Source organism: Caballeronia pedi (assembly GCF_001544915.2).
GTDB classification, from domain to species: domain Bacteria; phylum Pseudomonadota; class Gammaproteobacteria; order Burkholderiales; family Burkholderiaceae; genus Caballeronia; species Caballeronia pedi.
Genome location: NZ_FCOE02000030.1, coordinates 73,202 through 98,833 on the forward strand (window position 1 = coordinate 73,202; position 25,632 = coordinate 98,833).

Annotated in this window: 22 protein-coding genes and 1 pseudogene; 13 read left to right on the plus strand and 10 right to left on the minus strand. The window is 60.1% G+C overall.

Annotated features, from left to right (window positions below; genetic code table 11):
• Positions 1 to 8: 8 nt before the first annotated feature.
• The 7 genes from AWB80_RS31360 to AWB80_RS44130 form a co-directional block, all read right to left on the minus strand.
• Entirely contained in the window at positions 9 to 1,040 is a 1,032-nt protein-coding gene (locus tag AWB80_RS31360; RefSeq protein ID WP_061178569.1) for an ABC transporter substrate-binding protein, read from the minus strand.
• A 57-nt stretch (positions 1,041 to 1,097) separates the two neighbouring features.
• Positions 1,098 to 1,412 (minus strand): NIPSNAP family protein, encoded by a 315-nt coding sequence (locus AWB80_RS31365; protein ID WP_061152442.1) that lies wholly within the window; start codon positions 1,410 to 1,412, stop codon positions 1,098 to 1,100.
• Positions 1,413 to 1,483: 71 nt separating this feature from the next.
• Positions 1,484 to 2,440: a flavin reductase gene (locus AWB80_RS31370; protein ID WP_061178570.1), complete on the minus strand. Its 957-nt coding sequence runs from the start codon at positions 2,438 to 2,440 to the stop codon at positions 1,484 to 1,486.
• A complete protein-coding gene (locus AWB80_RS31375; RefSeq protein ID WP_061178571.1) occupies positions 2,433 to 3,305 on the minus strand; it encodes an alpha/beta fold hydrolase in 873 nt (290 codons plus the stop codon). The genes AWB80_RS31370 and AWB80_RS31375 overlap by 8 nt, the downstream gene beginning before the upstream one ends.
• 202 nt (positions 3,306 to 3,507) lie before the next feature.
• On the minus strand, positions 3,508 to 4,185 hold the full coding sequence (locus AWB80_RS31380) for a GntR family transcriptional regulator (RefSeq protein WP_061178572.1): 678 nt from the start codon (positions 4,183 to 4,185) through the stop codon (positions 3,508 to 3,510).
• A gap of 962 nt (positions 4,186 to 5,147) precedes the next feature.
• On the minus strand, positions 5,148 to 6,125 hold the full coding sequence (locus AWB80_RS31385) for a hypothetical protein (protein WP_061178573.1): 978 nt from the start codon (positions 6,123 to 6,125) through the stop codon (positions 5,148 to 5,150).
• 396 nt (positions 6,126 to 6,521) lie between these two features.
• Positions 6,522 to 6,695, minus strand: a complete 174-nt coding sequence (locus AWB80_RS44130) for a hypothetical protein (protein ID WP_160147491.1) — start codon at positions 6,693 to 6,695, stop codon at positions 6,522 to 6,524.
• 189 nt (positions 6,696 to 6,884) lie between these two features.
• Here AWB80_RS44130 and AWB80_RS44135 point away from each other — a divergent pair, with 189 nt between their 5' ends.
• Positions 6,885 to 7,157, plus strand: coding sequence for a hypothetical protein (locus tag AWB80_RS44135; RefSeq protein ID WP_160147492.1), 273 nt, complete (start codon positions 6,885 to 6,887; stop codon positions 7,155 to 7,157).
• 227 nt (positions 7,158 to 7,384) lie between these two features.
• On the opposite strand, the gene AWB80_RS31395 is transcribed toward AWB80_RS44135, so the two are convergent.
• Positions 7,385 to 8,302, minus strand: coding sequence for a LysR family transcriptional regulator (locus tag AWB80_RS31395; RefSeq protein ID WP_061178575.1), 918 nt, complete (start codon positions 8,300 to 8,302; stop codon positions 7,385 to 7,387).
• A gap of 120 nt (positions 8,303 to 8,422) precedes the next feature.
• On the opposite strand from AWB80_RS31395, the gene AWB80_RS31400 reads away from it, so the two are divergent.
• The 7 genes from AWB80_RS31400 (at position 8,423) to AWB80_RS31430 (ending at position 16,878) form a co-directional block, all read left to right on the plus strand.
• Entirely contained in the window at positions 8,423 to 9,802 is a 1,380-nt protein-coding gene (locus AWB80_RS31400) for a M20 family metallopeptidase (RefSeq protein ID WP_061178576.1), read from the plus strand.
• A 44-nt stretch (positions 9,803 to 9,846) separates the two neighbouring features.
• A complete protein-coding gene (locus tag AWB80_RS31405; protein WP_061178577.1) occupies positions 9,847 to 11,139 on the plus strand; it encodes an MFS transporter in 1,293 nt (430 codons plus the stop codon).
• A 3-nt stretch (positions 11,140 to 11,142) separates the two neighbouring features.
• Positions 11,143 to 12,276, plus strand: coding sequence for an aminotransferase class V-fold PLP-dependent enzyme (locus tag AWB80_RS31410; protein WP_061178578.1), 1,134 nt, complete (start codon positions 11,143 to 11,145; stop codon positions 12,274 to 12,276).
• 123 nt (positions 12,277 to 12,399) lie between these two features.
• Positions 12,400 to 13,512, plus strand: coding sequence for a cupin (locus tag AWB80_RS31415; protein WP_061178579.1), 1,113 nt, complete (start codon positions 12,400 to 12,402; stop codon positions 13,510 to 13,512).
• A 9-nt stretch (positions 13,513 to 13,521) separates the two neighbouring features.
• The gene (locus tag AWB80_RS31420; protein WP_061178580.1) at positions 13,522 to 14,235 is read left to right on the plus strand and encodes an SDR family NAD(P)-dependent oxidoreductase; all 714 of its coding nucleotides are present in this window, start codon (positions 13,522 to 13,524) and stop codon (positions 14,233 to 14,235) included.
• 13 nt (positions 14,236 to 14,248) lie between these two features.
• Positions 14,249 to 15,484, plus strand: coding sequence for a dienelactone hydrolase family protein (locus AWB80_RS31425; protein WP_061178581.1), 1,236 nt, complete (start codon positions 14,249 to 14,251; stop codon positions 15,482 to 15,484).
• Between the two features lie 218 nt (positions 15,485 to 15,702).
• Entirely contained in the window at positions 15,703 to 16,878 is a 1,176-nt protein-coding gene (locus tag AWB80_RS31430) for a porin (protein WP_061178594.1), read from the plus strand.
• Between the two features lie 424 nt (positions 16,879 to 17,302).
• Here AWB80_RS31430 and AWB80_RS31435 read toward each other — a convergent pair whose 3' ends face one another.
• The gene (locus AWB80_RS31435; RefSeq protein ID WP_061178582.1) at positions 17,303 to 18,037 is read right to left on the minus strand and encodes an ABC transporter substrate-binding protein; all 735 of its coding nucleotides are present in this window, start codon (positions 18,035 to 18,037) and stop codon (positions 17,303 to 17,305) included.
• Entirely contained in the window at positions 18,034 to 19,200 is a 1,167-nt protein-coding gene (gene prpF, locus AWB80_RS31440; RefSeq protein ID WP_061178583.1) for a 2-methylaconitate cis-trans isomerase PrpF, read from the minus strand. Before prpF ends, AWB80_RS31435 begins: the two co-directional genes overlap by 4 nt.
• Positions 19,201 to 19,389: 189 nt before the next feature.
• Between prpF and AWB80_RS31445 the strand changes: the two genes are divergently transcribed.
• The 5 genes and pseudogenes from AWB80_RS31445 to AWB80_RS44665 all read left to right on the plus strand — a co-directional run.
• Positions 19,390 to 20,352: a GntR family transcriptional regulator gene (locus tag AWB80_RS31445; RefSeq protein ID WP_061178584.1), complete on the plus strand. Its 963-nt coding sequence runs from the start codon at positions 19,390 to 19,392 to the stop codon at positions 20,350 to 20,352.
• Between the two features lie 171 nt (positions 20,353 to 20,523).
• On the plus strand, positions 20,524 to 21,315 hold the full coding sequence (locus AWB80_RS31450) for an amidohydrolase family protein (RefSeq protein WP_061178585.1): 792 nt from the start codon (positions 20,524 to 20,526) through the stop codon (positions 21,313 to 21,315).
• Between the two features lie 42 nt (positions 21,316 to 21,357).
• Positions 21,358 to 24,120, plus strand: coding sequence for an aconitate hydratase AcnA (gene acnA / locus AWB80_RS31455; RefSeq protein WP_061178586.1), 2,763 nt, complete (start codon positions 21,358 to 21,360; stop codon positions 24,118 to 24,120).
• A 49-nt stretch (positions 24,121 to 24,169) separates the two neighbouring features.
• Positions 24,170 to 25,396: a porin gene (locus AWB80_RS31460; RefSeq protein WP_061178587.1), complete on the plus strand. Its 1,227-nt coding sequence runs from the start codon at positions 24,170 to 24,172 to the stop codon at positions 25,394 to 25,396.
• 39 nt (positions 25,397 to 25,435) lie between these two features.
• Positions 25,436 to 25,632: pseudogene (locus AWB80_RS44665) on the plus strand (MFS transporter); the annotation flags it as partial.

The window sequence follows — 25,632 nt, forward strand, 5'->3', positions numbered from 1 at the left end:
GCGACGATTTACTTCGACTGCCACGCGTACCAGCGCTTCGCGATTGCGTCGCGGTTCTGCGCCCAGTACTTCATGTCGAGATCGATCTGCGAAGTCTTGTATTGATCCGGCAACTGCTTCGCGACATCGGCGGGCATCATCGCCGGCGACTTGATGTTGATCGGCGCGTAGTTGGTATCGGTCGCGAACTTGGCTTGAGCCTGAGCGCTGGTCGCGTAGGCGAGGAACTTCATCGCTTCCGCTTTATGCTTCGAGCCTTTGGGAACCACGAGCATGTCGGCCGCCGTCAGGTTCTGATTCCATGAGATGCCCACGGGAACACCCGTCTGAGCGAGAGCATGTAGGCGCCCGTTCCAGAACACGCCCATCGGCGCTTCGCCGGAGGCGAGCAGTTGCTGCGACTGCGCGCCGCCGCTCCACCAGACGATGTCGCCCTTGATGGTGTCGAGCTTCTTGAACGCGCGATCGAGATCGAGCGGATAGAGCTTGTTCGCGGGCACGCCGTCGGCGAGCAGCGCGATTTCGAGCACGCCCGGCGCGGACCACTTGTAGAGCGTGCGCTTGCCCGGAAACTTCTTGGTGTCGAACAAGTCGCCCCAATTGGCCGGTTGCGCGCTCGCGAACTTGGCCTTGTTATAGCCGAGCACGAACGAGTAATAGAAGCTGCCGACAGCGGACGGCGTCGCGAAACGCGGGTCCAACTCGTCCTTCTTCACGACGTTGTAGTCGATCGGTTCCACAAGTCCCGCCTGCTGCGCGGCATAAGCGAAGTCGCCTTCGACATCGACCACATCCCAAGTCACGTTGCCGCTCTCGACCATCGCCTTGAGCTTGCCGTAGTCGGTCGGCCCGTCCATCAGCACGTTGATGCCATTCGCCTGCGCAAACGGCTGCGCCCAGTCCTTCTGCTGCGACGATTGCGTTGTGCCGCCCCAGCTCGTAAACACAATCGGTTCAGCCGCTTGCGCGAGCGTGCCGAATACGCATGCCGCGCTGGCGGCGATCAAGCTCGCTGCGAAAAGACTCTTTCTCGTGTTCATTTCTGTCTCCTGCCTGATGTGTGAGTGAAGCCGTGTTGTCGCCGGCCTGTTTGTCGCTTATTTCAGCGGCGAGAAGTTGGTCGGCCGCATTATCTTGTTTTCCATCTCTTCCATGAGCGCCTGGATCTTCGGCGCAAACGCCTGCCATGCAGGATCGTTCGCGAGCGCGGCGCGCCTGCGATCGCGTTCGTCGAGCGACGGATAAGCCCAGATATGAACGATCTGGTTAAGCGGCCCGATCTCCGAGAAGAAATAGCCGACGAGGTCCTGCAGATACTTCTTCTGCAACTCGATGCCCTCTTCCTCGACGAGTTTCAGATAAGCTGGAACCGCGCCGGTTTTGATTCGATAAGTCCGGATTTCGTAGAACATGAGTTCTCCGTTCAGCGCACGACGAAGGGGTAAAAATCGGCTTCGCGTACGCGAGTTTTTTGCTCAGGCGTTCAGTGCGATGTCGCTAGCGACTGAACCTTGCCCGTTGCGGTGTCGCCGACATAGATGCCGAACGCGTCTTCGCTGCGCTCGCGTACATAGCGTTGCAGCATCGAACGAACGGCGTCGTCGCGAATGCGATCCCACGGAATCTCACCGAGCGGAACCACACGCACGCGCGCCGAAGGAAGAGCCAGGCCATCGCTCGACACGCGTCCGCGGTAATACACGTGCACGCCCGGCGCATGGCCGCTGCTTTCCTCGAACACGGCGAACAGGAAGTCCAGATGCGCGTCGAGGCCGAGCTTGGCGAGCACGCCGCGCAAGCTGGTTGCGTCGCTCGATGGCTCGAGCTTGATTCCGCACGGCAACTCCAGCCCTTGCGGTGTGTCAAGCAGAACGAGGCCGCTATCGAGTTCCAGGATCGCGCCGACTTTGGCGCGCGAGCCGGCCGCGGCCAACGCTTCCTGCGACAGGCTGAAGTTCACATAAGCGCCGCGGCAATAGCCGAGCGGCGACGAAGTCGTGTGCGAGAAGTCCACGACGCGGCCGATGAGAATGATGTGATCGCCCGCATCGACGACATCGTGCGTCCTGCAATCGAAGCTCGCGGCCGCGCCGTTCATCAGCGGTGCGCCGGTCGCGCGCGCATGCCAGTCGACCTGCGTGAACTTGTCGGCGGACTTCGACGCGAACACGCCCGACACCGCTTTCTGACCTTCCGCGAGCACGCTCACCGCGAAGTGATCGGTGGCCGAGAACACGGCGTGACTCGACGCCGTCTTGGCGATGCACACGAGAATCAGCGGCGGATCGAGCGACACCGACGTGAACGAATTCGCCGTGAAGCCGCGCGGCGAGCCGTCGGGTTGAATGGTCGTGACGACCGTCACGCCGGTCACGAACGCGCCGAGCGCGCGGCGAAACTCTACGAGATCGAGCGCCTGGCTTTGAATCGTGTCAGTCATGACGTGCTCCTGTTTGTGTTGTGTGGATCGGTTGCGCGGCCGCGGCTCGCGTCAGAAAGGCGACGAGCCGCTCGTTGACGCGCTCGGGATCCGTGACGTTCATCATGTGGCGCGCACCGCCGATGATCTCGGCGCGGCCATTCCGAACCGCCGACGACATCGATTGCGACATCGACGGGCTTGAGTTCGGATCGAATTCACCGGTGAGGAAGAGCGCGGGCATGTTCAGGCTGTTGAGACGTCCGACATGCGCGCCGTCCGAACTCGCGAACAGGCGATACGTGCGCGCATAACCAATCGGGTCCACGTTCAGCAACAACGTGCGCAAGTCATGCGCGGATTGCGTCAGATGCGCGGGCACCGGCTCGCCGAACCAGCGCGCGATGGTCGCATCGACACCGGCGCCGGTTTCGGTTGCATCGAGCGTCGAGGCGCGACTCATCACGGCCGCGCGCTGTTCGGGCGTGCGATCGTAGACCGCGTTCAGGGCCGCGACGCTCTCCGTGCGCGCCGGATATGTGAGCGCGAATTCGAGCGCGACGAGCGCGCCCATCGAGTGTCCGACGACATGCACGCGTTCGATCTTCAGCGCATCGAGCAGCGCGGCGAGTTGCATCGCATATTCGGCAAGCGTCGGTTCGGCGCTCGGCAAGGCGCTCTCGCCGTGGCCGGGCATGTCGTAGGCAAGGACATCGAAGTAAGCGCTGAGGGCGTCGATCTGCGGCGCCCAGACGCTGTGATTCATGCCCACGCCGTGAATCAGCGCAACGGTCCCGGCGCTCTGGCCGGCACACGACGCGTACAGGCTGTAACGCGTGCCGCCCGCCATCGCACCCGCGACTAAGCGGCTTGCTTGCGGCTTCATGCGCCCAGCTCCTTTGTGTTCCGATATTTCATTGCCTCTCCCCACAACGTTTTCATCGCTCTCTGATGGTATGCCATATTATGCTTGAGACTCACCGCAGAATATTATGGAATACCATGACACGATATTCGGACGCGTTGCAGGCAACAAAAAACCGCCACATGGGCGGTTTTCGTCAGACAGATTGAATTCGGTGATATCGTCATTCGGGCCCACTCGACTGGCTGAGCGCATGCTGCGCCAGATCCGCGACGCGCCGGATGTGCGCGGCGGACGCCTCGAACGCGGCGTCACCGTCGCGTCGCTCGATCGCTTCGAGCAACGCGTTCATCTCCCGGTTTGATTCCTCTCCGCGCCCAGCCGATGAAATCGTCAGAGCGCGGAGCCGGTTGATACGCGTGTTCAGCGATCGCACGACCGCCAAAGAGACCGACTTCTGTGCGCCTTCGAATAGCACGTCGTAGAAGGCTTCGGTTTGCGTTAGGACTTCAGCAAAAGCGTCGCGGGTGAAGGCATCCTCAATCTTGCGCCGGATGCCGCGCAATTTTTCGATGATTTCTGGAGTCGCGTTCTTCGCGCAGGCCCGTGCAGCGTTGGCTTCCAGAAGACCGCGTAACTCGTAGATTTCCGCGACCTGTGTGGGGTCGAGCCGCGCCACAACCGGTCCCTGGCGCGAAACTATCTCGACCAGCCCTTCGGTTTCGAGGTGGCGCAGCACTTCGCGCACGACGGTGCGGCTTACGCCCAATTCGTCGCACAGCGTCCGCTCGACGAGTCGCGCACCCGGCCGGAAATAACCCTGCACGATCGCTTCGCGCAGCTTTTCGAGCGTCAGTTCACGGAGCGTCTTCGCATTTCGGTCAACTTTGAGATCGGACATTTCAGCCTTTCAACGAATCAAAACTGGTATCCCATATTATTGCTTATAAACGCTGGCCAGTCTCGTCAAATCGCCAATGTGAATGCTTGCGATGCGGCGAAACGTCAGGCGCGATCGAGTACGCGTCGCAGGCTGCCGATGCGTCACGAATGTACTAAACGCGCGCTTGATATTGGTAGAAAGCGTCGCGTGCGATGGGTGCTGGGCGGAAGATCATTGGTTTGTGACGCTCGACAACTGGCTTGTCGCCACGGCGCCCTTCAGGCGTTAGCTCCTCAGGTTAGATGGCCAACCTGCCCTGGACCTTCGGCTTACCAGTGGCACGCACGCAACGCGAATCCTGCCGGCTCCGGCGACCGACCCGCCGACGACATCGAGAAGCCGGGCACCCCGAGATCGTGATGGAGGCACACTACTTAAAGATCGTCCAGTGCGATCCACCCTTCGAAGCGTTCAAGGCGTCGACGCTGCCGTTCGATCACTACTACCTCTTCGAAACGAACGGCAGAGCGATTCAACCCACGACTGCGGGCTGGCTGGTGCCGGCGATGGAAAGCCTGCGCACGCTGGTCCGCGACGGCGTCGCTTTCCCCGCGCGGACTACACGAGCGTCAAGAGTTCGGGCGAGTTGTGGTCGACACCGGTGCGTCGGCAGGCGTCAATTATCTCCAGCTATGGCTCCGCGGCTCTGCCGTTCCCTGGCCAGAAGTGTTGTAGTGGAATCTGTGTGGCTGCACGGAAATTCGGGTAAATGCCGATACGGGAGATATCACGCCTCGCCCCGAGCGAGCTAAATGCGGGTATGGCGGGATCGAGTACGAACCGTCCGTAAACCCTTGTACTGTTTGCTGCTTGTGGCGGGCCTTCCTGAAGCGCCTGCTGCGCAAAGAGCGAGTTTAGTTTGAGCTCCGGCATAAGCCCGCCCCTCCGGGGGCGGGCTTCATGTCCCTAGTTTTTTTCATTTACCGCTGCACGGGGTCGCCGCCGGCGTATATCGTGAACAGCTTCCGGAAAAAGATATCGTACTTTGGCGCACGAGGATCGCGACGCACCGATGCCCGCATAAAGAGATGCGGAAATGCCGGCGGATCGCGCCTCGACTCGCGTATCCACTTTTCGCCCCACACCTCCCCAACCACAGTCACACGGCTCGCCTCGCGCACCAAGGGAATCTGCGCACAGCACCAAAGTTGCGCCCAGATGTTCGGCCAAAGGTTTGATGGGATTTCCATCACTGACCTCTTGATTTCCACTACGATGACCTCGCCGCTGAGGCTATTCTTGAAGAGAAGGTCGGGCGATGTTCGAAGCGGTTCATTGCCGACACAGAGATCGGCAACGTTAAACCATGGCGTCACTTCGCCCTGCAGGTGCAAGCCACTGTGCACAAGCTCCCAGTCGGCCAATCGTGGGCCCACAAGTTCGTCGCCAAGATCGCAAAGCTTTTTTCTTCTGTATGCTCCACGTTGCTCGATCTTTTCAATCCGGTCATCCGCGTCCGCCTCCAAGAACTCGTCCAGCCCTGAACCCACGCCACGTTCAGTCTCGATGCCACGCTCTAGATCACTGACGTCGCCGTGCACAGACGAGTAGAGTGAATAGACCCATTGTGCAAAACCAGAAGCCGTCGGTTCCAAGTCGGCTGGTTTGCTCAATCGAGCGCGCGCGATGAACTGTCTTGGGTCGATTTGGAATCGCTGAGGAGGTTCATAGAGCAGAGCACTAGGAGTTGTATTGCCTTCCCCCTCGTTGGATCGCAGTTTTGTCCAACAGTCCGCGATCTCGGTCGGGGTGAATATTGCGGCCACGCGCTTTTCGATTGCCTGGCGATTTTTCCCGTAGCTTTGCCGCTGCCAAAAAACAATACGCTCGCCTGTCTGATGCTCTGGCCACCAGGCTTTCTCTCTGCTCGCAAAGGCTGTTGCGAAATCAATAGTCATCGCCTCGGCTCTCCAACCTCGACCCTAGTAAGATTAGCATGGGGCGGCCGTCAACCCTAACTGCGACGGACCCTGCTCTACAATGCTGGGGTTCGATTTGAGTGTCACGGTGAATCAAAATGGTTTCGAAGCTAAGCGGGTCGGGCACCAAGCCATCGCACATACGTCTAACTAAGGAACAGTTGCTACCGATGAGCCCGGTAGCGGTGCGCGAGCGGTCGCTTAGACGCCATCTTGCACTGGCGGTCTGCCGGCGTGGGGGCGTCAACCAGTCCTTGCTCAATGAGCACTTGCGCTCGCGCATGAGACAGATGAGTGGATTCTGGCCGACGACGCGATTCCGATCTTCGAGACCTTGCTAGCGCTGCACGACCGGCAGCTCGCTACTGCTCCGCTTCACAACGTGACGGATACTGAACCACCGCTTTCAAGATCGCGTCGCGCGATGGTGTCGTCTGCCGAGAGATCGTAGAGAATACCGCCGAGCGATTCCTCGTCTCGTTTTTCTTGGTCGATCGAACTCGTTCCCATCTCGGCGAACTTGATCCAGTGCGCGTACTGACGCAGCATCGTGGCCTGCCTTGATTGCTGATATACCCCAGAGCCATAGAGGCTTTCTCTTCACTAGTTAGTATGACTAATTTTAATGAATATCGCAACGAGCGAACAGAAGTTCGCAACGAACGTCGCTCTCCATGATCAGTGGGTAATGGGGCCGCCAACGCAGACGTCCAGACGACGAACGGGCCGGTCTCGACGATGGCGAAGATTGCTGCTCGCGGCACGGCTTTTGTGGCGTTTTCGCCGAGCCAACTCATGATTAGAACCGGCGAACGGGTTTTCACGATCGATTCTGGCAAAAGCTTCTTGGTTGGCCAGTCCGTGATGGCAGTGGCCGGCAACAACTGGTTGCGTGGCGAGATCACCGCGTATGCCGACAACTTGCTCACCGTCAACGTCACAAGCTCAAACGGGGACGGGCGACAAAGCCAACAACTGGTTGATCGGTTTGACTGGTACCAAAGGCCCTGACGGCCTTCAGGGTCTGACAGGGGCTACCGGCCCGAATGGTGAAGACGGCGCCACAGGCGCTACTGCTCCAACCATATTGATAACAAGAACTTCCGGATACCTAAACACAAATGATAATTCCTTTTATGTTAAATAGCGTGAAGCTCGCCCGTGTGAAGTGGCCTTCCAATCGGCCATTGAGATGACACACGTCAGCTTTACTCTGCCACAGCGAGCTTCGCATCAAATCACTTGCCACTCGACGTTCGCTTCAGATCTTCGATTATCCATCGAAGACACTCGCTCGCCAACTCATCAAGCCGCGCGCCCGCGAGCGTCAGCACCTGCAAGCGCCGCTGCGTAAGCAAAGGGTTGTCGAACGGCACGGCCGTCAGCCCGTCGATGCTCAGGCGCTTCGCCACCGACACATAGCCAGAAGGCATGATCGCATCCGGTACGACCAGCGCGAAGCGATAGAGCGCGGCCACATAGCGGCTCGTCATCATCGGCTGGATTTCGATGCTCTCCACATTGCACGCGATATCGAACAACTGTCGATTCGTCGTTCCTTTGTCCTGAAGCAAAACCGGATAGGCGGTCAAGTCCTTCAACGAAATCTTCGCCTTGCCTGCCAGCGCATGTTCTTCGTGCATGAGCGCCATCACCGGCGCGCGCTGAGTAAACTGCACCACGACACCCGGCTCCGGCTTGAAGCTGAAGGTGAGCGCAATCGATGCCTCGCCCGACAAAAGCATCTGGCTCGCGCGCTCGGACGGCACCACTTCGAGTTGAATCGCGACGTCGGGATACTCGCGGCAGAACGCAGCCAGCGATACCGGCAGAAAATCGAACGCAAAGCCTTCAGTGCAGGCGATAGTGATCGTGCGTGAACGGCGGCGCTCGTCGCCCTGGATCTCGTCGAACACCGCCTGCGCATCCGACAGCGTGCGCTGCGCATGGCGCAACAACAGACGCCCCGCGTGCGAGAGCACCATGCCGCGCGCATGCCGCTCGAACAGCGGCACGCCAATATCGCCTTCGAGCTTGGCAATATGCCGGCTCAGCGCCGATACAGTCAGCCCCAGCTTATCCGTTGCGGACGTGAGCGAGCCGGCCTGAGCCACCACCGAAAAATAGTAAAGCGACGGCTCGAGGAGCTTGCGCATGGCGATCTCAAAGAACTTGAGGTTTGACGTATTTGCAAATGTACCTTGTTTGATTGCGAATACAAAAACACTTCGACAGGGCTAATCTGAGTCCAGTCGATCGAAAACCACGCAACCGATATGTCCCGACAAAGCGCAATTGCCCACATCCTCTCGCACTTCGACAGCGGCGCCTTCCTTGATACCCTGAGCCGCCGCGTCGCGCTGGCAACGGAAAGCCAGCGCGCTGAAGCCGCACCGGTCCTGCGCCGCTACCTATCCGAAGAGATCGAAACTCACTTGGTCTCGCTCGGCTTTTCCTGTGAAGTAGTGGCAAACCCGGTGTCCGGCATGCCGCCGTTTCTGGTGGGCGAACGCATCGAAGCACCGCATCTGCCGACCGCGCTGCTCTACGGCCACGGCGATGTGATCGGCGGCGACGCATCCAACTGGACCAACGCGCGCTCGCCGTGGCAAGTGAAGGTGGAAGGCGAACGCTGGTATGGACGGGGCATTGCCGACAACAAGGCGCAGCATTCGATCAATCTCGCCGCGCTGTCCGCCGTGTTCGCCACGCGCGGCGAACTCGGCTTCAACGCGAAGATCGTCTTCGAAATGGGCGAGGAAGTCGGCTCGCCGGGCTTGGACGCCATTTGCGCGACGCTGCGCGAGCGTCTCGCCGCGGACTTGCTGATCGCCTCTGACGGCCCGCGCCAACGCGCGTCCTCTCCCACGGTGTTTCTCGGCTCGCGCGGCGCGCTGCATTTCCGCCTGAAGCTGGAGAATGCATTCGGTGCGCGGCATTCGGGCAACTGGGGCGGCGTGCTCGCGAATCCCGCTACCGTCATGGCCAACGCACTGGCGAGTCTCGTAGACGGTCACGGCCGCATCCGCATTAACGGCCTGCTGCCGCCGACCATCCCGCCGCAAGTGCGCGCACGCGTGGCGCATCTCGAGATTGGCAAAGACGAAGGCGATCCGCCGCTCTCGCCCAACTGGGGCGAACCCGGCCTCACGCCCGCAGAACGCGTCTTTGCTTGGAACACGCTCGAAGTGCTCGCCATGCAATCAGGCAATGTCGACAACCCTGTCAGCGCAATTCCGCGCTCGGCGGAAGCGGTGTGCCAGTTGCGCTTCGTGGTCGGCACCGACTGGAAGCGCGCGCAAGAATACATCGAGGCGCATCTCGCCCATGAAGGGTTCGGCGGGATCGAAGTGAGCATCGAGGCATCGGGCGGCGCCACGCGGCTCGATCCCGATAACACCTGGGTCGCCTTCACGGAACGTTCGATAGAGATCACCACGGGCAAGCCCGTCACCCTGCTTCCGAACCTGGGCGGCACGATCCCGAACGAGTGCTTCGCGGACACGCTCGGCCTGCCGACCATCTGGATTCCGCACTCCTATCCCGGCTGCCGCCAGCACGCGCCCGACGAACACGTGCTCGCACCGGTGATGCGCGAGGCCCTCGAACTGATGACCGGTGTGTTCTGGGACCTCGGCGAGCCGCAATCGCACTGACTTCTTTCTGTTTCCATCCCGCCCCCTTGCCCGGAACACACACCATGGATTCGACTGTTATTGAGGAAGACGTGCGGCAAACCAACCCGAAACCGATGCGCCGACTGATCATCGCGACCAGTATCGGTAACGCGCTCGAATGGTTCGACTTCGCCGCGTACGGCTTCTTTGCCGTCACGCTCTCGAAGCTGTTCTTCCCGGCCCATGACGAGACCGTTTCTCTGCTGATGACCTTCGGCACCTTCGGCCTTTCCTACATATTCCGGCCACTCGGCGCGCTGCTGCTCGGACGTTATGCGGATCGTCGCGGGCGCAAGGCTGCGTTGTTGATGGCGCTTTCGCTGACCACCGTCGGCACCCTGATTTGCGCGGTGATTCCCACGTATGCGCAGATCGGCATTGCTGCTCCGATCGGCTTGTTGACGGCGCGCATGCTCATCTCTTTCTCGACCGGCGGCGAGTTTGGCAGCGGCACCGCATTGATGATCGAGCAGAAGAGCAAGCGCAAGGCGTTTCTCGCCAGCTGGCAGTTCTCCAGTCAGGGCATGAGCACGGTGCTCGCATCGTGCGCGGGACTGGCCCTGAGCACGCAACTGTCACCGGAGCAGATCGAGTCGTGGGGATGGCGCGCGCCCTTCATCTTCGGTCTGCTGGTGGCGCCGGTGGGGCTTTATATCCGCAAGCATATCGACGATACGCTGCCCGATGCCGCTCACAAGGCTTCCAGCAACACACCCGTACGCGATCTGCTCGCGCATAGCAAGGGCCGCATTCTGCTGGCTGCGGGCATCATGGCCGTGTCCACCGCCGCGAGCTATCTGATGATCCTCTACATGCCGACGTATGCAGTGAAGCAACTGCATTTGCCGGCATCGACGGGTTTCGCCGCGACTGTCGTCACCGGCACCATCCTGATGCTCTTCACGCCGCTCATGGGCCACCTCGCGGACCGCTACGGACGCAGCCGCATGATGGTGCTGTCGGCCATCATCACCCTGCTCACCATCTATCCATGCTTTGCGTGGCTGCTGGCGAGTCCGTCCCTCTCCGTGCTCTTGACGATTATGACGCTGGCAGGCGCCTTGAAGGCGATCTATTTCGGCCCGCTAGCCGCGGTGCTGTCCTCGCTCTTTCCGACGCATATGCGCAGCACGGGTCTGGGCTTCAGTTACAACATCGGCGTGATGGTATTCGGCGGCTTCACGCCCTGGCTTGTCACCGCGATGATCGGCGCGACGCACGATCCGCTTTCGCCAGCGTTCTATCTGATGGCCTGCGCCATGCTGAGCCTCGTCTGCATCGCCATCTATCACTACAAGATCGACAAGCACATCTGAGCCATGAACGACCAAGACCCGAATTTCGACGGCTGGCTGATGTACCACTCGGTGGGCGTGTATCCCGGCCATCGTGAAGCCATGACCCGCGCGCTCTCCCACTTCGCCGCCGACTGGTGCGCGCCCGACGATACGCGCTGGGACACCGCGCTCACCGCACGCGGCAAGTTGCTCGCGGACTGGGCCGCATTGATCGGCGCGCAGGACAGCAACGTGTTCGGCGCGCAGAACGTGACGGACGCCTTCGCGCGCTATCTCGACGGCCTCGCGGACGATGCCTTGCGCAACCGCACCGTGCTCGTCGCGGCGGACTGCTTTCCGAGCCTGCACTTTCTGCTGTCCGGACTCGCGCACCGGCGCGGCTTCACCTTGCGCACCGTGCCCGTTCGCGATGGCGAAGACTATGTGCGCGACGAAGACTTCATCGAAGCGTGGACCGCCGATGTCGCGCTCGTGTTGATCACGTGGGTATCGTCGCTGACTTCCAAACGCGTGAATCTGAAGGCGATGTGCGGGCACGCGCGCCGTCGCGGCAGCCTCGCGGCGCTGGACGTGACGCAGGGCATAGGCATTCTGCCGTTCGATTTGAACGATACGCCCTTCGACTTCGTATGCGGCTCCACCTTGAAGTGGCTGTGCGGCGCGCCCGGAACGGGTCTCGGCTATATCGCGCCCGATGCATTGAAGCAAGGCGCGACACCGGCCGTGCGCGGCTGGTTCAGTCAGGAGAATCCGTTCAACTGGAATATCGATGCATTCGAGTACGCGGCCGATGCTCGCCGCTTCGATACGGGCACGCCCTCGGTGCTGCCCTTCGTCGCCTCGCAGCCCGGCATGACGTGGATGCGCGCGCAGCCCGCAGGCCGTGTGCGCGCGCACAATCTCGCGCTGTGCCACGAACTGATCGCGCTCGTCGACGACAAAGGCTATCGCCTGCTCTCTCCGCGTGCCGACGACGAACGCGGCGCAAGCATCATGGCCGAAACGCCCGCGCATCTGGACGCCGCGAAGATCGTCGTGCAACTGAAGGACGCGGGCCTGTTCGTGGATTCGCGCAGCCGCACCTTGCGTTTCTCGCCGGGCATCTGCACGACGCACGCGGGAATTCAACGTCTTGCGCGATGTCTGCCTCGATGAACGCCGACCGCGCCTTCTCGCGTGCGCCACGGCGCATGGGAATCGCTTGCGTGCTGACGGGACCGCCGGTGTGCGTGAACATCACCGCACACGGCATCCCGTTCATCACTTATGCGAGTTCTCATGACCTCCTTCTCCGAATCTGACGCAGCGATCGAAGGCGTGCGCGGCATCGTCATGCCGATGCGCTGCACCGATCTCCCCGCCACCATGCAGTTCTTTATCGCGCGCCTGGGTTTCAGGCTCGACGCGATCTTTCCCGCCGATGGGCCGCGCACCGCCATCCTTTCGCGCGACGGCTTCACATTGCGGCTCGGGCTCGATATCGAGGACGGCATCGACACATTGCACGTTCTCTGCGACGACCCCGCGCAAATCCCCGGCGAAACGCGCGAACTGATCGCGCCCAACGGCGTGACCGTGCGGCTCGTGCATGCCAATCCGCCGATGGTCCTCCCCGCAACCCGCCAGCAACTCGTGCTCGCGAACGCAGGAAGCGATGCGCACTGGAGCGTGGGCCGCGCGGGCATGCGCTATCGCGATCTCTTGCCCGAGCGGCATGGCGGCGCGTTTATCGCGTCGCATATCCGCATACTCGAAGGCGGTCCGGTGCCGGACTATGTGCACTTCCACAAGATCCGCTTTCAAACCATCTTTTGCCGCAAGGGCTGGGTGCGTCTCGTCTATGAAGGTCAGGGCGATCCGTTCATTCTCGAAGCGGGTGATTGCGTGTTGCAGCCGCCCGAGATCCGGCATCGCGTGCTGGAGAGTTCCGCGGGCGCGGAAGTCATCGAACTGGGCAGTCCGGCGGAGCACATCACCATGGCGGATCACGACATGGCGCTGCCCTCTTCCGTCTACGATGCGAACCACGACTTCAACGGTCAACGCTTCGTGCGGCACATTGCCAAACGCTCCGAATGGAAGCCGTGGAAATCGCCGGGCTTCGTGGTGACGGATACGGGCATCGGCGCGGCGACGAACGGGCTGGCCGGTGTGCGCGTGGTGCGTCCGCAAGACGCTGCTCGCGAAGCATCGCGCATGCACGACACGGAGTTCTGCTTCTTCTTCGTGCTCGCGGGCAGTCTGGATATCTCGCAGGGGGAGTCGCGTTGGCAGCTTCGCGCGGATGACAGCATCGCCATTCCCGGCATGCTGCCTTATACGTTCAGCCAGTGCAGCGTCGATCTCGAACTGCTCGAAGTCACGTTGCCCGCCGATTTCTCCCTTGTTTAAAGGCCTTTTATGATCGATCGCCACACTGTCGCTTTCGTTTCGGGGGCCAATCGCGGCCTAGGCGCGCAGCTCGTCGCGCGCCTGCTCGCACGTGGCGCGGGTCGTGTGTATGCGGCATCGCGCACGGGCCACACGGAGTTCGACGATGCGCGCGTGATCCCCGTCACGCTCGATATCACCGACGACGACAGCGTGGCGCACGCCGCGCGCATCGCCGCCGATACCACGCTGCTCGTCAACAACGCGGGCATCAACCGGCAGAGCGGCATCCTCGCGCAGCATGCGATGGACGACGCCCGCGCGGAAATGGACGTGAACTACTTCGGCACGTGGCGCATGGTGCGCGCATTCGCGCCATCGCTCATCGAGGGTAAGGGCGCGATCATCAATGTGCTCTCGATCCTCGCGCGCGTGAGTCTTCCGTCGATGGGCTCGCTGTGCGCATCGAAGGCGGCGGGCTTGCGGCTCACCGAATGTTTGCGCGCGGAGTTGATGCCGCACGGCGTGAGTGTGTTCGCGGCGCTGCCCGGCGCGATCGATACTGACATGAGCCGCGGCTTCGACGGCGCCAAGCTCGACCCCGCCGCAACCGCCGATGCCGCGCTCGATGCCTTGACAGGCGAGCTATACGAGGTCTATATCGGCTCGATGGCGCAGGAACTTGCACACGGTCTCGCGCTCGAACGCGCGGCAACACAGGCGCAACTACTCTCCACATCTTGAGACGGACGGCGACATGGGCTCATATATCGATATCGACAGTCACGACGGCAAGCGCTTTCGCGCCTATCAGGCAGCGCCCGCGCAAGGCTCGGGGCCGGGCATCGTGCTGCTGCAGGAGATCTTCGGCATCAACGGTTATATGCGCGCCATGGCCGACCGCTTCGCGGAAGAAGGGTATGTCGTGCTGGTGCCCGATCTCTTCTGGCGCTTGAAGCCCGGTGTCGAACTCGGATACGGCGAAGCGGATTTCAAGGAAGCGCTGGGCTATAACGAACGGCTGGATCTTGATGCTGCGGTCGGCGATATCGGCTCGACACTCAAGGCCCTGCGCGCCTTGCCGATGCAGGCGGGAAAGGTCGGCGCCATCGGCTATTGTCTGGGCGGCAAGCTGGCGATGCTCGCCTCCGCGAGGCTCGACCTCGACTGCGCGGTGAGCTATTACGGCGTCGGATTGGACGCGTATATCGACGAAGTGCCCTTGATCCGCTGCCCGATGCTGTTTCACTTCGCGGGCGAAGACGCGTTCTGTCCGGCAGACACGCGCGAACGCCTGCTCGCTGCATTCGCGCAAAACAAGCAAATCGAAGCGCACGTGTACCCCGGCTGCGATCATGCGTTCGCGACACCGGAACGCTCGCACTTCGACAAGCCCGCCACGACGATGGCCTACTCTCGCACCGTGGCACTGTTGCGCGGCACGCTCGGTCCGATCCACGATCTCAACGCGCTGTGGGAGCGCCACTGTTATTACGAGTTCGGCACGCGCGACGTCGATGCCGTCATGCCGACCATGGTCGCACAGCCTTACGTGAACCACGTGCCGACCATGACCGGCGGTGTCGGCCACGACGAACTGAAGCGTTTCTATCGCTATCACTTCGTCAATTCGAATCCGGACGACACCAGGCTTATACCCATTTCGCGAACGATAGGCGCGGACCGTATCGTCGATGAATTCGTTTTCTGCGCCACACACGATCGCGAGATCGACTGGCTGCTGCCGGGCTTGACGCCGACCGGGAAATACTTCGAAGTGCCCATGCTCGCGGTGGTGTGCTTTCGCGGCGACAAGCTCTATAACGAGCATATCTACTGGGATCAGGCCTCGGTGCTGGTGCAGATCGGTGTGCTCGATCCCACGGGCTTGCCGGTCGCGGGCATACAGACCGCGAAGAAGATGATCGATGAAACGCTGCCCACCAATACGCTGATGCGCAACTGGGCATCGAGCGAGGGAAAGCCGATTTAAGCTCGAATGTTGCTGGGAAAGGCGCGACAGCCGCTTGCGGTTTCGCGCCTTTTTTCATGGGCTTTGCTCAACAAGAAAAGCCTTGCGAATAACGCAAACCCTGCTTGATAGATTGCGAATACACGAATGTTTTGATGCAAGTAATGTTGCATGAGGAGTCGTCGATGCATGCACTCCACACGCGCTGAATCGTCACAACTCATTACTTCGCCATGCAAATGAAGATCAAGACTCTCTCGGCTGCCGCCTTTCTCGCTGCGTGCGGTGTCGCGCATGCGGATACTAGTTCCGTCACGCTGTACGGGCTTATCGATTACGGCGTGAACTACACGAGCAATAGCGCGGGTGGCCGCGTGTACGGCGGCGCGAGCGGCATCATGCAGGGTTCGCGCTGGGGCTTCAAGGGCACGGAGGATCTGGGCGGCGGTCTCTCCGCGATCTTCCAGCTCGAAAACGGTTTCGATCTCGGCAAGGGCACGGCATTGCAGGGCGGCGCGCTGTTCGGACGGCAGGCGTATGTGGGCTTGTCCAGCAAGACCTACGGTACGGTGACCATGGGACGCCAGTATGACTCGCTGGTGACTTTCGTCGAATCGCGCATGAACTCCGCGAACTATGCGGGCGGCACGACCGCACATCCGGGCGATCTCGACAACCTCAACAACAGTAAGCGCGTGAACAACTCTGTGAAGTACATGAGTCCGGCGTTCGGCGGCTTCACCGTGGGCGGCGTGTACGGCTTCGGCGGACAAGCGGGCGATTTCGCGCGCAATCAGATCTGGTCGGTCGGCGCGGGCTATGAGTTCGGCAGCTTCTCGGCGGGCGCGGCGTATATGAACGTTCGCAATCCGAATCAGTCGTTCTTCACCGCCACGCCCACGAACGTGGCGGGCACGACGCTTAACAATATGACGGCCAGCCCGATCTATAGCGGCTACGCATCGGCGCATTCGTATCAGGCGGTCGCGGCGGCGGGACGTTATACCGTGGGACCGGCGACCTTCGGCCTCGTCTACAGCAACGTGCAATTCAAGAATCTCGGCGATACGTCTTCCGGCTCGAATCCGCTCGGGCTCTCGGGCACCGCGAAGTTCGATACCGGCGAATTCAACTTGACGTACTTCTGGACGCCGTTCCTCGCCAGCGAGTTCGTCTATAGCTATACGCACGGTTCGGGCGCGGGAAATATCGGCAGTTCCGAGTACAACAACTTATCGTTGTCGCTCGATTACTACCTGTCCAAGCGTACCGATGTCTACATCCTAGGCAGCACGCAATTCGCGAGCGGCACGGATTCCACGGGACGCGCGGCGCGCGCGACGCTCAATGCGCTCACGGCGTCATCGACGAACCGGCAGACTTTCGTTCAGTTGGGGATCCGGCACAAGTTCTGATGTGCCTTGTGAGAGAAGACGGCGCGCGCGGGCGCCGTGTGTTTCGGAAGGATTTGAGCGGACGCGCAGAATCGCGCAGTGCGACGGCGTCGATGGCCTTGCCCGCTGCCATCCTTCCTCCGACCTACATCGGACAATGAAGTTCTGTAGCCTGGTCAGGATTTTTTTCGACAGCGATTCAGAACGGATCTATCGACCCGCTTTTTCAACAACCTACTTGCGAAGATTGCGCGGTCGCTGTGAGAACGTTGGTAGCTTCCTCGAATCAGCGACCGTTTTTATTGGAAAGCGAAGCGCAGTTAGCATATCAGTGGGCCACAGAGACACTTTACAATCCGCCGACTTCAATCGAAGGCGGCCGGAAAGTGCAAATCGCTGTCGTTGACCGGGTAGCAACAAAGGCAAGATTTTCTGCACCCATTGCTCATGATGATTGAGGTACGGACACCCCATCAACGCGATACCGCGAGACGGCGTCCGCGACGAATCCACTGCGAACAAGCTCGGAGACAAACACGTCCAACCAGGCTGCGGCGCCCTCTCCACGTGATTTCGCTATGCCCATCGATTGACAGATAACCATGAAGTTTCCGTCAAGTAGCCGTAGACCGCCGAGCCGTTTCGCGTCGGCTTCCAATTGTTGGGTAACGCCTGCGGCGACATCCAGGCCGTCACGGAGAAAGGTGTTCACTACCTCGGGCGAGGTGGAGTTTCTGACAATCTCCGCGTGCTTAATCTCGCGCGTTAGAAACAAGTCGTAAGCGCTGCCCGTTCCAACCGCCACCCGGGTCCCCTTCCGGTCCACTTCTTCAAGCGTTTGAATCGGGGACTCGGATCTAACGAGGTAGCTGCCTTGAATAAGCACGTACGGGGTTGTAAAGGCGATTTGCTTGCCCCGAACCGGATCGATGGCAAAGAACCCAACATCGACTTCTCCGGCTTCGATGCCCGCAACGGCCTTCCCCGCCGCATCGTAGGTGACCAATTCCAAAGAAAGGTCGAGACGTTGTGCAAGCTCGCTTGCAATATCGACAGAAATACCCTGCGGCTCTCCCTTTTCGTCCTTGGATGCCAGAATCGGATTGCCGAAGTTGATCGAGGCTCTCAGAACGCCGGTCGGCGCAAACGCATCTCGCAGCACACTATCGGGGCAACTCATTTCTCTACCGCCGCAGAAGGTACCAGAACGAAACCTTCCATCAGTCGGCGAGCACTTCGGCTCATGATCGCCTTCGTAACCGCCCACGTCCCGTCTCTTTGCTCAGCCTCCGCGCCGACTGCCAAACTGCCCGAGGGGTGTCCGAAGCGCACCGAACCTTTCGACTCAGGGGCGAGGCGGTTGACGGCAGTTCCCGGGATAGTAGCGGCGACAGCGATGGCAACGGCGCCGGTACCTGTCATTGCGTGGTGCAACTTGCCCATCGAGAAGATTCGAGCATTGATGTCAAGCGTGGTCGGGTCGATTTCCTTGCCACTTGACGAAACATATCCGAGCGGCTTCGCAACGAACGCCAGTTTGGGCGTATGGGGACGCAGTTCGGTTGCTTCCTCTGCCGACTTCGCAAGCCCCATTCGGACAGCTGCGTGAGAGCGGATTGCTTCGGCCTTCCTCAACAGTTCGACGTTGCCATTGACGTCACGCTGCAGTTCATTGCCCTTGAGGCCAAGAGCAGCGGCGTCGATGAAAATAGCCGGGTTACCCGCGTTAATCATCGTCATTTCCACGGGACCAACGCCAGGCACGTCGAGGACGTCAAGTGCATTGCCGGTAGGGAACATGCTCCCCCCTTCTTCATCGCCGTCGCCGCTCGGGTCGAGAAATTCGATCTTGATCTCGGCTGCAGGGAAAGTGACGCCATCCAACTCGAAGTCGCCTTCCTCGACAACGGCGCCGTCTCGCATCGGCACGTGCGCGATAATCTTCGCGCTGATATTGGCCTGCCAGATTCGCACCGTCGCAATACCGTCGCGCGGCGCGTCTACCAAGCCCTGAGCGATGGCGAAAGGACCAACCGCCGAGGTGAGGTTGCCGCAGTTTCCCGACCAGTCGACGACGGGTTTGTCGATTGCGACCTGCCCGAAGCGATAGTCAACGTCGCAATCGCTGCGGGACGACCGGCCAACGATGACCACTTTGCTCGTACTCGAAGTGGCGCCCCCCATTCCGTCAATCTGCTGGCCGTAGGGGTCGGGACTACCGATGACGCGAAGAAGGATGCGGTCGCGCGCAGCCTTGTCTTCAGGCAGCCAATCGTTTCGGAAAAAAACGCCTTTGCTGGTGCCCCCACGCATGTAGACGGCCTGAAGTTTCGATTGCGCCACGATTTCATCTCCTGAAAATAGGACCCGAGCATGGGTTCCGCTGATTGCGTTTATTTAACAACAAACGCATCATCAACGCAAGCAGCTTTGCTCATTGCGTGTCGAAACTCACTCGGACGCCTCGGGTGGAGGTATATTCATCTGCGAGACGCTGCAATTTCTTCTTCAAGACGCCTAGATTTGACCTCTATGACTTCCGACCTCACTCAAAGCCAACAGAAAGCGCTGCGCGAAATAATCGCGTACGTCAGGCGCGAACGCGTGCCAGCCGGCACTCATCTGCCCGAGTGGACGCTGGCGAAGCTCATCGGGACATCGCGATCGCCCGTTCGGGTGGCCCTCGACCGTTTGGTTGAAGCAGGGGTGATGCGGTATGACAAGAACCGGGGTTACTCGGTCGAGGCGTCCTTCGACAAACTTCCTGCCGAATTGTTGGAGCAGGTTAATTCCGCCGACGACCCGCTCTATCTTCGTCTGGCGGATGCGCGTTTCCGTGGGGCAATTCCGGAGTCGGTGACGGAGGCCGACCTGACCCGTTTATTGGATGCTTCGCGGAGCGACGTCAGGAAGGTGCTAGTTCGGGCGCAGAGCGAAGGCTGGGTCGAAAAAGAAGCTGGATACGGCTGGCGCTTTCTCCCAATGATCGATTCGCTTGACGCCTACGACGACATGTACTCGCTTCGCGCCGCAATCGAGCCAGCTGGCATCTTGAGCCCCAAGTTTCGGCCTAACTTGGACGAGCTCAGAGAACTGCGGCGCGAGCAGCAATCCATTCTCGACGGCGGTCATGAGGCCATGACTCCGACAGAACGGTACGAGTCCAACGCCCGACTACACGAAACGATTGCCTCCTGGTCGCAGAACAGACTCGCGCTGCAGACTTTGCGCCGACTTGACCAGATGCGGCGGCTAGCAGAATACCGACAGGCCAAGCAGCAGTTGCCGCGCCGCGCGCTGGCTCAGGAACATATCGACATCTTGAACGCGATTGAGCGCGGAGACTTTCTGGAGGCCGCGAGCCTCATGAGGCGCCATATCGAGGCAGCTCGTTCCAAAAAGGCTGTGCTCGAAGTTTTCAACCGTTCGGAAGAGCCTCATTCGACCGGCCCCGCTACGGCTGAAACCTCCGTCAGGGTCAAAGAGGAGGTCTAGAGGGTAAACGATAGATTTCCCCGCAGAAGCCCACCACGCCGCCTTCCAGGCGGCTTTTTTTTGTCCGCTTGCTCCGCACTTTGCGTTTTCGCGTTGACAAAGACACCGCATCGACAATAATCTGATTGCGTTTTAGAGCACAAATCGTCAAACAGATCCGGACGCCAAGCAATGTTAATCGTCGATACGCACGCACATGCTTTTCATCGCGAACTGCCGTTCATCCCGTCGCGCCGCTTTACGCCCAATTACGACGCTCCATTGAGCTCGTTTCTCAGCCAGCTGGACGCAAATGGAATCGGCCGTGGCGTGCTGATCGCTGTGAGCATTCTGGGCAACGACAACAGCTATCTTCTGGAAGGTCTGCGAGCACAGCCGGAACGCCTTCGCGGCGTGGTGGCTATAGACCCGGCAACCGACTTGAGCCGCTTGGACGAATACGAAGCCGCTGGCGTCGTGGGTGTTCGCGTGAATCTGACCGGCAATCTGCCTGTTCCTGATTTCAGCGCTGGCGCCTGGGCGGAGGCCGTAGCGGAATGCGTAAAACGCAATTGGCACATTGAAATCAACGACCGTGCAGCACGTCTTCATGAGTCGTTGACTCCGCTGACAAAAGCTGGCGTCAAAGTGGTCGTGGACCATTTTGGTATGCCGGATCGTCAACTCGGCATCGCCGACGAAGGATTTCAGCGGCTGCTCGCATTCGGTCAGAGTCGTCAAGTCTGGGTAAAGCTCTCCGGCGGCTATCGAACTAGTTTTGACATCGCTCGCTCCGCAGCCCCGCTCCTGCATAACGCGTTCGGCACCGACCGACTTATGTGGGCAAGCGACTGGCCCTTCACTCAGTACGAATCCTCGCAGAACTACAGCACGCAGCTAGGTGCTGTCGCCGAATGGCTCCCCGACGAGAGTGACCGTCAAACGGTCCTGTGCGACACGCCAGCCAAGCTCTTCAAGTTCTGACCAATAAGCCCCCCCCCGCCCCACATTCCGTAAGAGAACACCATGACAGCCGATCAATACCTCAACATCGCTGGATGCGTCCGTAGCCTCGACGCCTCAGATGCTTCTTCGTACCGCTATTTCTCACTGGACGCACTCGCCGCATCTGGGTTTGATCGGATCGGTCGCCTGCCGGTGGTTATCCGAATCTTGCTGGAATCCGTCCTTCGCAATTGCGACGGCGCGAAGGTGCTTGAATCTCACGTCCGCGACTTGGCGACTTGGGAGCCGACCGCCCCCCGCGAGAAAGAAATCCCCTTCGTGGTCGGTCGCGTGCTGCTGCAAGACTTCACTGGAATCCCTTTGTTGACCGACTTGGCAGCGATGCGGAGTCAGGCCGCGAAACGCAACGCCAACCCGAAGGCAGTTGAGCCGCTGGTGCCGGTGCATCTGGTCGTCGACCATTCAGTGCAGACCGAGTATTCGAATGTTCCGAACGCGTTGCGGCGGAATATGGAAGTCGAGTTCGGTCGTAATCGGGAACGCTACGAACTGATGAAGTGGGGCATGCAGGCGTTTGACACCTTCAAGGTCGTGCCTCCGGGAATCGGCATTTGCCATCAAATTAACCTTGAGTATCTGGCTCAAGGCGTTATCACGAAAGACGGCGTAGCTTTCCCCGATACGCTCGTTGGTACCGATTCACACACGACGATGATCAACGGCATCGGCGTACTCGGATGGGGCGTCGGCGGCATTGAGGCCGAAGCTGGAATGCTCGGCCAGCCGGTTTACATGCTCATGCCCGATGTTGTCGGTGTTGAGCTCACCGGTGCGCTTGCCGCCGGCGTAACTGCTACCGACGCGGTCCTTCAAGTGACGGAGACGCTGCGTGCCGCCAAAGTAGTCGGAAAGCTGGTCGAATTCTTCGGCGACGGCGCCGCTTCCTTGAGCGCAACGGACCGCGCAACCATTGCGAACATGGCGCCGGAATACGGCGCAACGAGTGGCTTCTTCCCCGTTGACGAAAACACCCTCACGTACTATCGCCAGACTGGAAGAACCGAGGAGCAGATTGCACTCATTCGCCAATACTTCACGGCGCAGGGCCTGTTCGGCGCGCCGAAGACGGGTGACATCGACTACTCGAAGGTCATTCGAATCGACCTGAGCACCATCAAGCCGAGCGTGTCGGGCCCGAAGCGTCCGCAAGACCGGGTCGACTTGTCGGGGCTCGGTCGACGTTTCGACGAAGTGATGGTTCAGGATGCCAAGAGCGGCGGTTACGGAAAAACCGCAGAGCAACTCGAGGAACGCTACACCGTCAAGACAAAGCCGGCTGGGGCCCCCGGTCCCGAAACGCAATATGAAGTCGGCCACGGCGACGTTTTGGTCGCGGCGATCACCTCCTGCACGAACACCTCTAACCCAGAGTTGTTGATCGCAGCAGGGCTGGTCGCCAAGAAGGCGCTCGAGCGCGGGCTTCAAGCGAAGCCTTGGGTGAAGACGCTCTTCACTCCGGGGTCGCGTGTGGTGACGGCTTATCTCAAGGACGCAGGACTGACCGAACCGCTCGAGGCGCTTGGCTTTGGAATCGCCGCGTATGGATGCGGAGCCTGTGTCGGCAACATCGGACCGCTCGACTCGGCGCTCGAAGAGACGGTCGTCTCCAAAGACCTGGTTTGCAGCGCGGTGCTGTCGGGCAACCGTAATTTCGAAGCGCGGATCCACGGCAACCTGCGAGCCAACTTTCTGGCGAGCCCCCCCTTGGTTGTCGCTCTGGCTCTGGCGGGAACGACTCGCATCGACATTACGACCGAGCCCCTTGGCGTCGACCGCGAAGGTCGGCCGGTTATGCTCGCCGATATTTGGCCAACGAATGAAGAAATCAAAAAGCTGAGCGTCTACGCCGCAAACTCGGAGCATTACAAGGAACTCTACTCGGACTTCACTTCAGGTCACGATCTGTGGAATGAAATTGAGAGCAGCGAAGGCGCGGTGTATGACTGGCCGGAGTCGACATACGCTGCTGAGCCGGATTTCTTCAGCGGTACGCAGTCCGGGGGCAACAACGTCGCTGCCGCACGTGCCCTCGCTATCCTCGGCAACTCAATCACGACCGACCATATCAGCCCGGCCGGCTCGATTGCCAAGAATTCGCCGGCGGGCGAATGGCTTACCCAGCACGGCGTCGTGCAAAAAGATTTCAACACCTATGGAGCGCGCCGAGGCCACTTCGAAGTGATGGTTCGCGGAACCTTTGCGAATGTTCGACTTAAGAATTTCATGTTGCCTGCCAAGGCAGACGGCTCCGCTGACGAAGGTCCGTACACGGTTCATCAACCCAGCGGTGAGCGTACGACGATTTTTGAAGCCTCTCGCCGATACATCGGTGCCGGCACTCCGTCGATCATTTTCGCTGGCGAAGAGTACGGCACCGGCTCTAGCCGAGACTGGGCAGCAAAAGGGACTCGCCTCCTTGGCGTCAAGGCGGTCGTGGCTCGCAGCTACGAGCGTATTCACCGCAGCAACCTCGCGGGCCTCGGCGTACTGCCGCTGCAATTCATCGGCGAGGACAGCGTTCAATCGCTCGACCTCGACGGAACCGAGACGTTTGACCTTATTGGTCTCGAAGACGGCGTGAAACCGCTTCAGGACGTCACGCTCGTTATCACTCGTGCCGATGGCAGCAAGCGCGAAGTGAAGTTGCTTGCGCGTATCGATACGCAGATTGAAGCCACGTACTTCAGCAACGGCGGGATTCTTCCCTACGTGTTGGATAGCTTGCTCGAAAAAGGCGCTGAGCAGGAAGCGTCGCTGGCCTAAAGCGGCACTTCATATCCGCAAACAATGGCACACATCACCGGAGACACAAATGCTCAAAAAACTCGCACCGGCCGCGTTGCTGGTACCGTGCCTGTCGGCTCATGCTCAAAGCAGCGTCACGCTGTACGGCATCATCGACATTGGTATCAATTACTTGAACAATGCTCAAACGGCCAAGACTGCCACCGGCTTCAAAGGCGGTCATCAGTGGGCCGTAATGGACGGCGGGACAGGCGGGATCCAAGGTAGCCGCTGGGGCCTGAAGGGCGCCGAAGACCTCGGTGGCGGAATGAAGGCCATCTTCGTTCTCGAGAACGGCTTCAGTGCCAATAACGGCACCCTGGGCCAAGGCGGTGCAGAGTTCGGGCGCCAGGCGTGGGTGGGAATTTCGGCAGACAAGTACGGCAAGGTCACACTGGGTCGACAGTACGACGAAGTCGTCGATTTCTATGCACCGTTGCTCGCGGCACCTCAGTGGGGCGGCTACATGACTGAGCACCCGAGCGACCTTGACAACGCCTCCAATACGCGTCGTATCAACAACTCAATTAAATATACCTCGCCGACTATTGCGGGCTTCACGATGGCAGGCCTTTACAGCCTTGGCGGAGTCGCCGGTTCGTTCGGCACCAATCGGATTTGGTCGGTTGGCGCGGGTTATGCGAACGGCCCGCTTTCGATTGGCGCGGGTTATTTGAACGCGGCCAACCCCAACACGTCGTTCTATGGGTCGAACCCGAACGCAGGTCCGGCAACCTCGAACAATCTGGGGGCCGTCGGTTCCCCGACATCTCCGCAGAGCAACCCCATTTATGCCGGGTACGCATCTGCAAAGAGCCTGCAGATTGCGGCAGTAGCTGCGTCCTATGCTATCGGACCGACGACGCTTGGACTGGCTTATTCGAACACCCGATTCCAGGACCTTGGCTCTTCGTCAGGCCCCAACCCATTCGGCTATCGAGGAACTGCCTACTTCCACAACGTGGAAGCAAACGCCAAATGGCAGGTCACACCTGCCCTTCTTCTGGGTGCCGCCCTTGACTATACGAAGGGTGTGGGCGCCAACGGGCATGACGGCGCAAAGTACGAGCTGGCCAGCGTCGGTGCGGACTACTTTCTCTCCAAGCGCACCGACGTGTACACCATCGCAGTGTACGAGCATGCAAGCGGCACCGATTCCTTGAATCAGCCCGCCGTCGCGACCATCACCGGTATGACTCCATCAACGACCAACAACCAGGTTGCCGTCAGAGTGGGCATCCGACACAAGTTCTAAAACCTAAATATTGATTCTGTATTTGGCCGGAGACAAGCCATGACTTCCGCAGCACACGCAAATCCCGCAACGCTCATTTCGCCAGACGAAGAGGAGCTTCAGCGGCAAGCCGTATCGAAGACCGCGTGGCGGTTGCTTCCCCTTCTGACGCTCGCTTTTATCTTCAACTACATCGACAGAACGAGCGTTGGATTCGCCGCGCTGAGCATGAATGCGGACCTTGGCTTGTCTGCGAC